Source organism: Candidatus Arthromitus sp. SFB-mouse-NL (genome assembly GCF_000709435.1).
In the GTDB taxonomy this organism is placed as follows: Bacteria; Bacillota; Clostridia; order Clostridiales; family Clostridiaceae; genus Dwaynesavagella.
In genome coordinates, this window is record NZ_CP008713.1 from 149,334 (window position 1) to 164,401 (window position 15,068).

The following is a 15,068-nucleotide window of genomic DNA, read 5'->3' on the forward strand; positions in this document are numbered from 1 at the left end:
ATGCTACAGTTGCTTGATACTAATCCTGATAAGATACTAAAAGAGATGCTATCTATAATGGAGGATAAATACAAGGTTAAGATATATGAGGGGGATCAAAGATATATTTTTATTTCTACCCTCGCTTATATCATATCTCTAGAGAGAGTGAGAGCGAATCTTGCGTTTAATCAAAATTTTTTAAGTGAAGCTTATGGGATTGCACTTAACCAAAAAGGTATTGATTTAAATACTCCAAGACTTGATGCTAATTATTCAGAAGTTGACTGTAAATTTATATTATCAAAATCTCAAAACATAGATTATAAGATACCTAAAGGTACTAGGGTTAGTACGATGGATAACCAGATGTTTGAGACTATAGATGATTTAATAATACAAAGTAATGAAACAGAAGGAGTAGTTAAGTGTAGAGCATCTTTACCTGGGACATTATACAATAATATAGATATTGGTTTAATTAATAGATTTGTCGATGTTTTACCTTATTTGGATTCAGTATCTAATATTAATAAGAGCTCTGGGGGGAGCGATGTTGAAGATGACGAATCATATAGAGCTCGCTTAAAGATAGCAGAGGCTCAATATTCAACCGCAGGACCGGTACTGGCTTATAAGTATTGGGCACTTAAATCTGATGCAGATATATCAGATGTATTAATAACTACACCCGAACCTGGGGTTGTCGAGATAAAACCAGTACTTAAAACGGGAGAGTTGCCGACAGAAGTCAATATTAATAGGATTAAGGATATGTTTGATAAAACTAAAAATTATCCTAATACAACTACATTGAGGGTTGTTATACCTGACACTTATAGCTTTAACATCAATCTTGATTATTATATAAAAGATACAGACAAAATGTATGAAAAAGAGATACAAGATAAAGTAAATACAGCAATTGATGAATTTATAATGTACCAAAAAATGAATATAAACCTTTATTTGAATCCTGATGACTTAAAAAAAAGAATATTAAATGCAGGAGCCTATATAGTTAATATAAAAGAGCCTGAATTTACAAAGGAAAATGTGGGTAAGGTGTTAGTTATGGGAGATAAAACCATAAAATATGGAGGGTTAGTGTGATAGGATTATATAAATTATTACCTAAGCTCTTGCGAGAAGATGATTTTAGTAGATGTTTATCTGAGGTTATAGATCAGTATATAAAAGAGATAGATGACGTATATAATGGATTATTTTTAATGCATAATTTAGATCAGTTTGATGATAGGGTACTTGATGAGATAGCTAAAGATAGGTCAATTGTATGGTATGATTCCGCTCTGCCGATAAAGCATAAAGCTAATATAATAAAAAATTACAGATCTACATACAAAAACCTAGGGACTGAAAGTGCAATATTACAGCTCATACATGATTATTGGGGATCCGCTGGATCTATAGACAATTGGTATGATTATGGTGGATCTCATCATAGGTTTAAAATAACTATTAATGATGTAGTTTTTGATAAAGCTTTTTTAGAGGCTTATGGTAGATTTTTATCATCATTATCATGGGTTAAGAGTGCTGATACTTGGTTAGATGGTGTGTGTATCAAACACAATATTAATACCAATACATACTTCGGTATCGGTATTAACAGGATTAAAAATTTTAGCGTTAACGTAAAGCCTTATATGGAAGATTCGTGTGAGTCTTCTTTTTTTATTGGTATTGGCATTAAGAGATGTAAAAAAATTAAAGTGCAAATTAATCCAATAAATTATAAAGCTATTTTAGGACGTTTTGTGTGTGGGGCAATGAAGGTAGGTGAGATAAATGATAATACATAGTTTTAGATTATTAAGTGATAATCTACGCATGAGACCTAAATTATTTTTCCGGGGCAAAAACATAGAGAATTTAGACCAATTTCCACGCGGCGGCATATCTGTGTCTTGGACTGGAGATCCAGAGGTAGTAGATAATGGTATAAAAACTGTACCTGGTACATATGGTATGTTTAACTATGACATGAGTGGCTGGCAAGAATTTACAATGTGTTATACTTTTAAGATACATGCTAAAGCTGATTGGAGAGGGTTTTTGAATTTAGCTTGGGGACGCTCTACAGTAGGTATGCGGATTGAGAACGGATCTGGAGATAGAGCACGTGAAACCTATTTGTGGGGTATCAACAATGATAACAAAGCTATAGTATCAATAGTAGGTGGTCCACCTGGTTTTGTAACTGATGTTGATAAAATTTATAACTTAATTGTAGTCGTGTCAAAAACAGAGCCTGTGAAGATATATGTAAATGGTAATCAAACACATGAACTTATACAACCTGATGATAAAAAAGGGTTTAACGGTAATGGACATGCTAATATAGACACTCATGCTTTTAATAGGCGATTATCCGCTAATAGATCTGAGGATAATGTAACACATTATGATCTACGAGTATGGAACAAGGCTTTAACCTACGAACAGATAATGCAAGAGGTGTTAGCAGATGCCAAAGATTATGGTATTGATATTACAATACATAGATCTGTCGTAAATAAATTCCGTGTGAATGAATATAAAGTTGGGGAGTGAGAAAATGAGTTATACAAAAACTGAGCGGATTGATAATGTTACTATAGTTGACGCTGCAAAACTTAATAAGATTGAGGATCAATTGGAGACTTTAGATACTCAAAAAGTGAGTAGGGATGGGAATAAAGGACTGTCCAGTAATGATTTTACAGACGCTTATAAAACTAAGCTTGATAATTTAGAGGATACGATATCAACATCGACGGAAGATAAAGTCGACAAAGAGGATGGTAAAGGTCTCTCATCTAATGATTTTACCGACGAATATAAGGTCAAAGTTGACTCGATTGCAAATGTGACAACAGACATAACAACAATCCAATCGACACTGGACACTAAAGTTGATAAGGACGGCAATAAGGTTTTATCTGATAATAATTTTACTAATGAGTTAAAGCAAAAAGTAGAGAGTATAGATGCTTTAAATACTACTTTAGATACTAAGGTAGATAAAGTTAACGGTAAAAGTTTATCATCTAATGATTTTACAACTGAGTATAAAAGTAAGGTTGACTTAATAGATGGAATACAAACAAAAGTTGATAGACTAGAGAGAGCATCCGATGTAATAGAGATAACAGCGGTTGATGGTAATATTACGCTGGAGACTAATAAAATATATAGGACTAATATTAGTAGCGATACTACTTTTATTTTACCTACTATAGATGATAGTACATTCCATCAGATTTTAGTACAAGCTGATGTATCAGATGGAGTTAATATTGATTTTGGTACTGAGTACTATTTTGGTAGTGGGTATCAAGGAGATGCGGGTAAGTATAATTTTATTTTTGAGCATAACGGCAGTGATTGGGTATATGGTGCTCTATACACAGGAGGTCAATAGTGCAAAATAAGAACTTATTTTTTGAGTATGTGGTATTGACTACTAAGAGTTACGAGTTTGTAAGTCACGTGGTAGCAGGTAAACAAATGAGATTTACTAAAGCTCAAATAGGTGATGGTGAGGTAATAGATCCAGATAATCTTGCTAATTTGGATGAGCTTATTAACTACAAAAGCGATGCTGATATAGTAGGTGTACGAGGTGATGGTAAGCAAGCAATTATAGATATTAATATAAATACCGATCATGTAACGGATGCTTTTAAGTTCCGTGAAGTCGGTATTTTTGCTGAAATCGATGGAGAGGAAATACTTTATGCTTATCTTAATGCTGGTGATAAATTTGATTACTTAACACCGAATGAAGGAGGTCAAACATTTAGCCAAACCATACAATTTGTAGTTGCGGTAGGAAATGCTGCAAATGTTGAGATTGTATTTAGCAAGGTAGATATACCTGATGCATCTATAAGATTATCAATGCTATCAGACGAGATTATGGATTATATTAATGGAATACAATCTGATATAAGCGAGCACATAACAAATGATATTTTAGGTGCAAATGGAGAACATGGATTAAAGTTTGATGAGACCCAAGCTAAGTTAAAATACAATAAAAATGGAGCGTGGATAGATATACCAACAGGGCAGGCCGCAGAATCCGAAATTAACAATCATAAACTTTTGTCAATCCTCAATGATAGTGGAGTACATGATTTTAGATATGTGGTAGACCGAAAAAAACTCCAGTATAAGACTGGTACAGGCTGGGCTGATATGGAGATCGAGGGGACTGGGGATATATCGGTCACCGGATTGACAGCTGACACCTTAAGAGCAGGGGTAACAGTTGTCATAACACGAGATGATCAAGAGATTGATAGGATTGTTGGATCTTATACAGATGATGCGACAGCAACGAGCGATGATATTATGCCAGGTAAAACAGCTTACGCTAATGGACAAAAAATTACTGGATCGATGATTGCAAATACAGGAGATATACAGTTAAGCAACCCATCAATAATCAACAGTAGGCTACAGAGTCCTACCATCCCAGATGGTTTGTATAAAAACGCTACAGTATCTTTTGGACACAATCTTTATCCTGAGTCTATAAAGGCTGGGATTGATATTTACGGTGTTAGAGGTACATATACAAATGATGCTAATGCAGTAGCCTCAGATATATTATCGGGTAAAACTGCTTATGCAAGAGGCAGCAAAATAACAGGTAATATTAGTACTTACTCAGGTGATAGGAGTATATCCGCTCCGACAATAAGTGGGAATAATTTGATTACTCCGACAATTAGTAACGGGTATTATAATAATGCTAGATTATCTTTTCCAAAAGGTAATCTATCGCCCGAGAATATCAAAAAAGGAGTTAATATATTTGGTGTCACTGGCTCAATGGATTCAGGGCGTGTTCTCGGTGCCTTGTGGGCAAACTTTTGGAATTCTGGAGGGGGTAAAAACACGGTTGTATGGGATAGTACTTATCTAACAAAGAGGAGTGATTTAACTTTAAGTTTAGCACAATCAGCTAATATTGTATTTAAAAAATCTATTTATACAACCGAAAACTCAATGTTCAGTTTCAATTATAATGATGGATATTATAATGCAAGTCAGCAATTTACTATGACGATAAATACTAGCTCTACAGGACAAATAAAAGTTTGTATTGTTATATTATTAGCTTAAATTGTAGCTAATTGTTATTATATATGGCAAATCCTCTTATTATGCGTTTATAGGTATTTTAAGAGGATTTTTATTTTAGCAATGTTATTACATTAAAATATTAAAACAATAGGCTTACAGGTTAAATGGTGAGGTTGTTTTTTCGGAGATTAGACAAAAAAAAGAAAATTGTGTAAGGGGAACAAATGAAGAATAGTAGATTTGTAAAAATTGGATTACTAATTTTAATATTAGTTTTTGCGATAGGGTTAAGTCTTTGGATTGGAATAGATTTTGCGATAAGGACATTAATACTTGTTATGTGCGTCGATTATGTTTTGGGGTTATCTCTTGCGATAAGCGATAAATCTAAGCATGGTGACGGAGGGTTATCAAGTCATATAGGGTATAAGGGACTAGTTAAAAAGATTAATATGTTATTACTAGTCGGTGTTGCAGTTATAGTCGAAAACTTTTTGATAGGTATGGGACTGCATGTTAAGTACATAAAAGACATTATTGTTATAGCTTTTGTACTTAACGAGATTATATCGATCCTAGAAAATAGTAAGCTAATGGGATTGGACATAACCCTTATGGTATCTCAGGCTTTAAAGATATTTAAAAATAAAAAATAACCTCTTTTCTCAAGTTTGAAGAAAGGAGGTTATTTTTTACGCAAATTAAAAAGCTCCTTAAATTTCTAAAGGAGATAACTAGAATTTTAAAACACCTAGTAGTTGTTCTAAGGCTAATTAAACAACTACTAAATATAATCAAAGATCTACTATCCTAATTATAGCACTTTCGGAGGTATTTTACAAATGAAAATCAATGAGAAACTAGTGAAGTATAATTTTTCGAGTCGTAAAGGAGAAAAAATAAAATACATAACAGTTCATGATACAGGTAATCCAGATAGAGGAGCTGATGCTGAGGCACATTTTAAATTACATGATAGAGCAGATAGAGGAGCATCAGCACATTATTTTGTTGATGATAAACAGATATTAAGGATTATAAGAGATGAGGATAAAAGTTGGCATTGTGGAGATGGAAAAGGAAAGTATGGCATAACAAATGAAAATAGTATTGGAATTGAAATGTGTATCAATAGCGATGGAGATTTTAATAAAACCTATCAAAACACACTAGATTTAGTTAAACATCTAATGGGTAAATATAATATATTAATTGATCGAGTAGTTAGGCATTATGACGCAAGCAGAAAGAGTTGTCCAGATACATGGAAACAAGATAACTGGGAGATGTGGAACAAATTTAAAAGTGATTTATTGAGATTAGATGCGAAAAATCACAAAGATTACACACCTTCCATAACATTATTGTATAAAAATGTTTTACAAAGAGAGCCAGATGAAGGGGGGCTTAAACATTGGAATAATCAATTGAATTTAGGATTGAGTTTTGGTGATATGTTGAAAGAATGGGCTGCGAGTGAAGAGTTTAGAGAAAAATATATATAATTATTAGAAGGTATACCTTTTAGAGGTATACCTTTTTTATTTTTGTAAGCAATTCTTACGAATTGCTTACATTATATAAAATATTATAGATTTTTACAGGTTATTGTGGGTATTTATAAGTGCTTTAGTTTCGTTTATATTTTGAATTTTACTATACTGTAAGCATCCATGAACTATGATAGATATTTATAAATTTTTACGTTTTGTCAAACATATCATGTAGAAACTATTGTTAGATTTACTTTATGACCTATACGGGGAATATATTAATATATTTTTATAGAATTTTTGATGAGGGATCTTCCCTCTTATTTTTATATTTAAAGATGAAATGTATTTTAATACAATATTTTCTATTTGTAAAAAAATTTATTTAAGGTAATAATAAGATAAGGTTAATAATTTGTTTAGGTTAATAATTTTGAAAGGTAGAAGTATGGAATATGGATAGAAAAAATTGTGATGATATGAATATAAACGTAGAAGATTACAGTACTGATAAATTATTAGATTTTTTAAATGAGAGCGATACATATTTTATAAAAGATGATAAAAGTGGAATTATTGGAAATAAAAAGACAGGTGTTATGATAGATAAGAGGACTGGTCAGAAAATTTTTGATAGTAAAAATAGGGATAGTTTAGAAATTAAAAATTATTTAGGTAATATAAAATATGATTTTTTAGATTGTAAGAGTTCTATTAAAAGCCTTAATACTTCTGATTTAAAAATTTTTGAAGATAATTCTAATAATAGTTCAAATAATAGTGAAAAAGAGAATGATATAAGCAATTTAAATCTATCTGAAAATAATTTAAAGAATTCTAATTTGAGCAGAGATAATTTGAGAAGATTGTTGTTAAATAGGGCAAGAAAGGTGAGTAAAAAACCTAGTAATATTGAAATTGAAAGTAGTTTAAATAAGAACAAGAATTTAAATTTAAGTGAAAGCAAGGATATTTCTAATGAAAATTTATCTGATAATAGTAAGAAATTAACTGAAGATAAGGAAGAAATAATTGATAAAAATATAAGTTTAGAAATAAACAAGAAAGAAGATGAATTAATAAGTGATAATATTGGAAGTGATGAAGAACTATTAAAAAAGATTAATTCTAAATTTAACAATGTAGAAAATGAGATTTCGGATATTAAAATTGAAGATTCGCATTTAAATGATTATAATTTTTATTCTTTTGAAGAATTTGAAAATTTAAATTCAGATATGGAGAGCTCTAAAAATGCTGCTATAGAAGTTAAGAGTGAAAAGAAAAAGATTAATGAATTAGATAAATTTAAGACAATTATGGATTTTGAAGATTATTTACTGATTATGAAAAGCGATGAAGAAATTCTCAAATCTCCATTTTCAGATGAAAAAATTGAAGTTCCTAAGGTGGTTGTTAAGGAAGATGAAGAGGGTGATTCCTTTAATCCATTTGATACTTTATTTGAGGTTGAAGAGATTGAGAATCATGATGTTAACAATGAAAATGCAATTGAAGAAGGAATGCTTCCAGAATTTAATTTAAATCAAACTATGAGTAAGAAGGTAAGTATAAGGGAAGTAATCAAAAATAAGCAGAAAAAGAAACAGGATAAGAAAGAGATGCAAGAGAAATTATTCTTTGAGACATTAGACGAGAGGATAGAACAGTTTAAGAATTTTAAAGAGAATAGTATAGATTCACAAGGTGTATTAAATGCTATTAATATGGATTTAAATAAGATAAATTCTTCGATCAAGGTTGAGTTTAATAATTTAAATAAACGAAGGAATGTAAGATCAAAGGATGGATCATATAAGAAAACATTGAATTCTAAAGATGATAAATTTTCCCTTCAAAATTTACTCGAAGAGATTTATGAGGAAAAAGGGGAAGAAGCAAAGGGACTTGATACAAATGAATTAGATATAGATGCTATAAAGAAAGATTTATCTAATAATGAAAATACAAAACAAATAGTAAATTAAAAATTGGGTTTAAATTTGTATAAATATTTACTATAATAGTTTTAATGCTAAAAATGAGAGGACCAGTTTATGGGAAAGTATAAAGATGATCAAGAAAACATTTTTGATAAAAATGAATTCTATAAAGAAGATGATGAGGAAGATTTGTCTGATGAGTATGCGTATCTTTTAGAAGATGAGGATAGCCTTGAGAGTGATGATAAACCTCTACCCAAGAGATCGGAAAATAGAAAGCATAGGGGTAGGTTTTTATCTACGATTTTAGAATGGGGTATAACGATAGTTGCAGCTTTGTTAATATCTTTTCTAATAAATAAATTTTTAATATTCAAGGTATATATACCTTCAGAGTCTATGTTTCCAACTCTTAAGGTTGGAGATCAGCTTTTTGTAACTAAAATGTATAGTGCAGATTCTATACAAAGAGGAGATGTACTTGTATTTTATTCGGAAGAATTCAATGAATTACTTATAAAGAGAGTTATAGGGCTTCCAGGGGATGATATAGTTGTTAAGGCATCGGGAGAGGTGCTTGTGAATGGTGAGGTACTTAAAGAGGATTATGTTTTTCAAAAAGATGAAACTGCCATATTTGATTTGAATTTTAAAGTTCCTGAGAATGAATATTTCTTCCTTGGAGATAATAGAGCGAATTCTCTAGATAGTAGATATTGGAGTGATCCTTATATAAGCTTTGATGATATAAGGGGAGAGGCAAGAATTATTGTTTATCCATTTAATAGGATTAAGTTATTAAAATAATGTTTAGTCGTTCTTTTAAAATATACTGTTAGAAGGTATAATTGAAAGAGCGACTTTATTTTTTAAGAAGGATAATGGGGTATGGATGTAAAATTAAATTATAAAATTGAAAAGGAATATTTAGATAATGTGCTTGTTTATTTAAATGATAAATTGGCTGAGTATATAGAAAATAGACGAGATATTTCTGATTCTATCGTTGAGTATCGGAAGAAATTTATAGAAGAATATAGAGATGATGATGATAAAATAATAGATTATTTTGATCATGAAAATTATAAGAATGAACAAATTTTTATGGTAGTTGAAAGAAAAATTAAAGAGATTCTTTATTTAAAAAAAACCCCTTATTTTGGAAAGATTGTTATAAGCGAGGATGGTAAGGAAGAGAAATTCTATATAGGATCATATGGGTTTGATGTTGGACTTGAAGTTCCTCTCATAATCGATTGGAGAGCACCTATAGCTTCCTTATTTTATCAGGGTAAAATTGGAAGTCTTAGTTATACAATACCATCTGGTGAAGATATTTGTGTTTCTTTAAATGAGAGAATACAATTTTTGATTAGAGATGGGAAAATAATTTCCATGTTTGATTCAGAGATAGATGTTAAAGATGAGTTTTTAAAGGAGATGTTATCTTTAAAATCTTCAAATAAATTAAAAACTATCGTTCAAACTATTCAGATCAATCAGGATAAGATAATAAGGGAAGATAGGAGAAAATCAATTATAATAAATGGAGTGGCAGGAAGTGGAAAGACATCTATAGCACTCCATAGAATAGCGTATTTACTTTATAATTTTAGAAATTATTTTAAAGATAGGGTTCTTATATTATGTCCAAATAAGATTTTTATGGAATATATATCATCTGTTCTTCCATCTCTTGGAGAATACGGAGGAGTACATAGTTATACCAGTGAGGATTTTATTTATTTGAGTACGGGGGGAGATTTAAATTTTAATTCTTATGAATTACATATGGAGAAGATACTTAATGATAAAGAATATTTAGATGAATTTAAATTTAAGGGTAGTTCCAAGGTAAAATGTGAACTGGATAAGTTTATTTTAGATGTTGAGGAAAATATAAATCTTGGAGGAGATATTTATTTTAGAGAGGAACTTATTATAGATTATGAGGAATTAAATAGATTATTTTACAAATCATTTAAGAGTCGTGCTATAAGTGTTAGAATAGATTTAATAAGAAAGAGAATATTTGATAGAATAAATAAAGTTAGAAATAGTTTTGTTTTTAAAATCAAAAATAAGTATGAGAGCATGAAGGTACATCCTGATATGGAGAATTACTATGATATGTTGATGAAAAATGAAATATATGACGTAGTAAGAGAGAGCAGTGATTTAAAATCATCGCTACATTATTTAAAATTAGAGTCATCTTATGAATTATATAGGGAATTTTATGAAGATTATTTTTCAAAAGATCTAGGCGATTTAGATTTTGGAGATTTAGTATTAATAAAGTATATTGATATTAAGTTTTATAAGCCTAAAAAAGATCGGGAATATAAGCTTGTTGTTATAGATGAGGGGCAAGATTTTTCTTATATGTTTTATGAAGTTATAAAACTGTGTACAGAGGCGTCTTCTTATTTAGTAGTTGGTGATTTAAATCAAAGTATTATAAAATTTGAAGAAAATTTTATTTATAGCACACGTGTACTTGAAAATAAAGAAGATTTTACAATACTTGATTCGTATAGATCAACTAAAAATATAATTGATTATTCTTTGAAATATATAGATAATGATATTTGTGTTAACTCTATAAGAAATGGTGAAGATGTTTTATATTATGAATGTGATTATGATAATTTGAGAAGATTATTAATTGAATCCATAAATAATTTAAGATTACAAGATAAGACAAATATAGGAATAATTGTTTTAAACCAAAGTATGATAGATAAGGTATACAATATGATAAGATCCAATTTTTATATTAAAGTAATTAATAATGAGGATCACGTTTATAGTGATAATGGAATATTTTTAATGACAGTATACTTATCAAAGGGACTTGAATTTGATTCTGTTTTGGTTATTGATTCTGGATTTGAAGATAATATTTTATATATAATGTTAACTAGAGCTATGCATAAAGCAATTCATATAAAAATAAAAAATGTAATACCTTAAAGTATTACATTTTTTATTGTATTATCTATTAAATTAATGAACTTATCTTTAATAATACAGTCTTCAAAATATTTATTTAATATTAAATGCTTATTTTTCAATTCTGTACATATTAAATTAAATTCTTTAAGATAGTTGTTAAGCTCTTTTTTCATAATTGATAGTTCTTTATTTTCAAAATCTATGAGAAATTCTTTATCATATATTTGTATTCCTGGAATTTTATCATTAAACAATATATTATTTGAGATTATGCAAAGGTTTAAACTTGGAATTCTTATATGATCTATTGATTTATTTATAGAATTTTTATAGATTTCATAATACAAATTTAAATTAATTGATTCATTTAATATTTCGTTTATTAAAATATCTTTAAATATAGAAAAATAATCATTTAGTATAAATAGTTTGTTTTCATAGGAATGTAATTGACTTGAAAACGATTTAAAACCATTTATTCCAACAGATGAGATTAAAAACTCTGAGTTATTAAGATTATCTTTATGGGGAATATCGTTAAATATATTATTTAACAAATTATCTTTAAAATTGTATAGTTTATTTGTGTTTAGGTATTTTGAGAGTTCTTTAGATATTAATTTAAATAGGGTATATATTTTATTTATCCATTCTTTTAGATTATGTGATAGAACATATTCTATATCTTCTTTTATTTTTATTATGCAATCATTTTTTTTATAGTTAACAAATGAATCTAGTTCTATTAAATGAGTGTCTTTACTAAGATCATTTGAAGTATTTATCGAGATATTTAAATCAGGAAGAATAATTTTGCAGATATGATCATTTATGAATTTGTCATATAGATATAATTGAGTTGTTTTAATATTGTATAATCTATTAGAAATTATATTTAGAGACTTATTACTGATGTAGTTGTTTTGTGATTTTAAATATATATTTTTTTCATAATTGCTGTTTAATTCATTTAAAAATAATCTTTTTAGATAGAATGTCAAGATAAATGCTCCTTTTAAAATTACTTATAATATTATAATAGTAAATAAAAAAAATAAGGTGTTTTAAACACCTTAATTAAATGTATTATTTTTAAATATTTTGCAATCGAAGTTGTTATATTTACTTAGGACAATTTTTGTACATTCATCTATGATATCAAAGTTTATTTTATCGTAAAATTCTTTTTTTAGTTTAATCTCAAAGAAAATAGTATTCTTTCCGTTTTTATTTACTACTCTAAAATCTATAATATCGCTTATTTCATTTATATTTTCCTTAATAAGTGACCTAATTGTATTATATATTTCGAGTGATTCTTTATTATGAATGTCTATCGGATCTATATGTATAACCAGATGTATCATCATAGTATTTTCAATATCTTTTTCTATTCTATCTATTAGTGAGTGTACATCTATTAAATTTAAGTTGGAGGGTACTTCTACATGTATAGATGCAAGAGTTTTGTTTGGGCCATAATTATGAACGACAAGATCATGTAGCCCCAAAATGTTTTTATAGCTCAATATTTTCTCTTTCAATTCTTTAACTATCTCATCACTAGGAGCTTCTCCAAGAAGAGAACTCATAGTCTCTTTTATAAGTCCAATTCCAGAATAAATTATAAATAAGGATATAATAACTCCCGCATATCCATCTAATGATATTTTTATAAAATTTGATAATAAAAGTGACGCACTTAAAATCGTAGTTGTTAAGGCATCGTAAAATGCATCAACTGAAGTTGCCTTAAGAGATTTTGAGTTTATTTTTTTAGATACTTTAAGGTTTATTATACCAATCCATATTTTTATAAAAATGGATATTATTAGGATTATAAATAGAATTATGCTAAAATTTGTATTTTCTTTGCTCATTATCTTTTCTATGGATGATTTGATGAAACTAATTCCAATGAATATTATGAGGAATGAAACTATAAGAGATGCTATGTATTCATATCTACCGTGGCCTTGAGGATGTTCTTTATCAGCTGGTTTCATAGAAAATTTAAATGCTATTAGGTTTATTATGGATGATGCAGAATCAGATAGGTTGTTAAATGCATCAGCTGTTATTGAAATACTTTTTAATACTACTCCTATGAACACTTTTATTAAAAATAAAATTAAATTTAAAACTATGCTTATATAACTGCACAAAAGACCATAAGAGGAGCGGACTTTTGGATCCTTAACATTTTGATGATTTCTTATAAATTTTTTGGATAAGAAGTTTAACATATTAGACCTTCCTAAAATTTTATTTGTATTAAAGTATAACATTATATAGTTGATGTTTAAACAAAAAATTATTGACTAATATTGTTAGAAACATATAACATTAAATTAAAAATATTTCAGAAGATGTTATTTTAAGGAGTGTATTGTGTGTCTATAGTTGTACAAAAGTATGGAGGAAGTTCCGTAAGTACGATTGATAAAATTAAAAATATAGCAGAGAGTATAATAAGACGTGTAGAACAGGGAAATAAGGTTGTTGCTGTTGTTTCTGCTATGGGAGATACTACAGATAATTTACTTTCTATGGCAAAAGAGGTTTGTGATAATCCGAATAAAAGAGAGCTGGATTCATTACTTTCAACTGGTGAGGTAGTTTCTAGTTCTCTTTTAAGTATGGCTATAAATTCTTTTGGATATGATGCTATAAGTTTGAATTCATTTCAAATACAATTGAAGACCTTAGGGGTTCATGGTAAGTCATTAATTGAAGATATTAATCATGAAAAGATACTTGAATATTTAAATCAAGGTAAGATAGTTATTATAGCAGGGTTTCAAGGTATAAATGACAAAGGAGATGTAACAACTCTTGGACGTGGTGGATCAGATACTACTGCTGTGGCACTTGCTGTGAAATTAAAATGTGATTGTGAAATTTATACAGATGTTGATGGAATATATAGTGTTGATCCGAGGAATTATAAAGATGCAAAGAAAATTCCAGAGATAGATTATGAAGAGATTTTAGAATTGTCTAGCCTTGGAGCTCAGGTAATGCATTCAAGAAGTATTGAACTTGCACAAAAGTATAAAATTAAGATTTATGTAGGAAAAAGTTTGGGAGATATGAATGGAACTTATATAATGGAGGTTAAAAATATAGATATGGAAAGTAAGCCTATAATAGGAATTGCAACAAGTGATGAAGATATTGCATTGAGTATAAAGAATATGAAAAATGATATTAATTTGATTTCATCTATTTTTAATGATGTTGGCAAGAAAAATATAAATGTTGATATGATAAGCCAAACAACTCCAATCAATTCTAGTATAAATTTATCATTTACAATTCCTCTTGAGGATTTATTTGAATGTAAGGAAGTTTTAAGTAAGTATGTATTAGAAGATGATATAACTATAGATGAGAGTATTTGTAAATTTTCTGTTGTTGGTATTGGCATGAGATCAACATCTGGTGTTGCGGCAAAGTTGTTTAAAATATTTAGTGAAAACGACATAGAAATAAAAATGATAACGACGTCGGAAATCAGAATAACATGTGCAATAAACAAGAAGGATAAACTTAAAGCAATCGATTTTGTGGCGAAAGAGTTTAATTTATGAGG

The 15,068-nt window shown here is 28.8% G+C and carries 13 protein-coding genes; 11 read left to right on the forward strand and 2 right to left on the reverse strand.

Annotated features, from left to right (window positions below; genetic code table 11):
- The 10 genes from SFBMNL_RS00755 (at window position 1) to SFBMNL_RS00800 (ending at window position 11,491) form a co-directional block, all read left to right on the forward strand.
- Window positions 1-1,092, forward strand: coding sequence for a baseplate J/gp47 family protein (locus tag SFBMNL_RS00755; RefSeq protein WP_052341885.1), 1,092 nt, complete (start codon window positions 1-3; stop codon window positions 1,090-1,092).
- Window positions 1,089-1,805 carry a phage tail protein gene (locus SFBMNL_RS00760; RefSeq protein WP_042294063.1) on the forward strand — a complete coding sequence of 239 codons (717 nt, stop codon included), beginning with the start codon at window positions 1,089-1,091 and terminating at the stop codon, window positions 1,803-1,805. The genes SFBMNL_RS00755 and SFBMNL_RS00760 overlap by 4 nt, the downstream gene beginning before the upstream one ends.
- On the forward strand, window positions 1,792-2,556 hold the full coding sequence (locus SFBMNL_RS00765) for a hypothetical protein (RefSeq protein ID WP_042294066.1): 765 nt from the start codon (window positions 1,792-1,794) through the stop codon (window positions 2,554-2,556). The genes SFBMNL_RS00760 and SFBMNL_RS00765 overlap by 14 nt, the downstream gene beginning before the upstream one ends.
- A 4-nt stretch (window positions 2,557-2,560) precedes the next feature.
- The gene (locus SFBMNL_RS00770) at window positions 2,561-3,406 is read left to right on the forward strand and encodes a hypothetical protein (RefSeq protein WP_042294068.1); all 846 of its coding nucleotides are present in this window, start codon (window positions 2,561-2,563) and stop codon (window positions 3,404-3,406) included.
- Window positions 3,406-5,118, forward strand: a complete 1,713-nt coding sequence (locus SFBMNL_RS00775) for a phage tail-collar fiber domain-containing protein (protein WP_042294070.1) — start codon at window positions 3,406-3,408, stop codon at window positions 5,116-5,118. Before SFBMNL_RS00770 ends, SFBMNL_RS00775 begins: the two co-directional genes overlap by 1 nt.
- Window positions 5,119-5,303: 185 nt before the next feature.
- Complete coding sequence (locus SFBMNL_RS00780) at window positions 5,304-5,735, forward strand: phage holin family protein (protein WP_042294072.1); 432 nt, start codon at window positions 5,304-5,306, stop codon at window positions 5,733-5,735.
- A gap of 186 nt (window positions 5,736-5,921) precedes the next feature.
- Window positions 5,922-6,584: an N-acetylmuramoyl-L-alanine amidase gene (locus tag SFBMNL_RS00785; protein ID WP_042294074.1), complete on the forward strand. Its 663-nt coding sequence runs from the start codon at window positions 5,922-5,924 to the stop codon at window positions 6,582-6,584.
- Between the two features lie 443 nt (window positions 6,585-7,027).
- On the forward strand, window positions 7,028-8,560 hold the full coding sequence (locus SFBMNL_RS00790; protein WP_042294077.1) for a hypothetical protein: 1,533 nt from the start codon (window positions 7,028-7,030) through the stop codon (window positions 8,558-8,560).
- Between the two features lie 69 nt (window positions 8,561-8,629).
- The gene (lepB, locus tag SFBMNL_RS00795; protein ID WP_005807456.1) at window positions 8,630-9,322 is read left to right on the forward strand and encodes a signal peptidase I; all 693 of its coding nucleotides are present in this window, start codon (window positions 8,630-8,632) and stop codon (window positions 9,320-9,322) included.
- A gap of 81 nt (window positions 9,323-9,403) precedes the next feature.
- Complete coding sequence (locus SFBMNL_RS00800; RefSeq protein WP_005807454.1) at window positions 9,404-11,491, forward strand: HelD family protein; 2,088 nt, start codon at window positions 9,404-9,406, stop codon at window positions 11,489-11,491.
- On the opposite strand, the gene SFBMNL_RS00805 is transcribed toward SFBMNL_RS00800, so the two are convergent.
- Together SFBMNL_RS00805 and SFBMNL_RS00810 are read right to left on the reverse strand one after the other, a co-directional pair.
- Entirely contained in the window at window positions 11,488-12,474 is a 987-nt protein-coding gene (locus SFBMNL_RS00805) for a hypothetical protein (protein WP_005807452.1), read from the reverse strand. The two genes, SFBMNL_RS00800 and SFBMNL_RS00805, sit on opposite strands and share 4 nt — an antisense overlap.
- Window positions 12,475-12,546: 72 nt before the next feature.
- Window positions 12,547-13,719, reverse strand: a complete 1,173-nt coding sequence (locus SFBMNL_RS00810) for a cation diffusion facilitator family transporter (protein WP_042294078.1) — start codon at window positions 13,717-13,719, stop codon at window positions 12,547-12,549.
- 147 nt (window positions 13,720-13,866) lie between these two features.
- On the opposite strand from SFBMNL_RS00810, the gene SFBMNL_RS00815 reads away from it, so the two are divergent.
- Entirely contained in the window at window positions 13,867-15,066 is a 1,200-nt protein-coding gene (locus SFBMNL_RS00815; RefSeq protein WP_005807447.1) for an aspartate kinase, read from the forward strand.
- Window positions 15,067-15,068 lie beyond the last annotated feature (2 nt).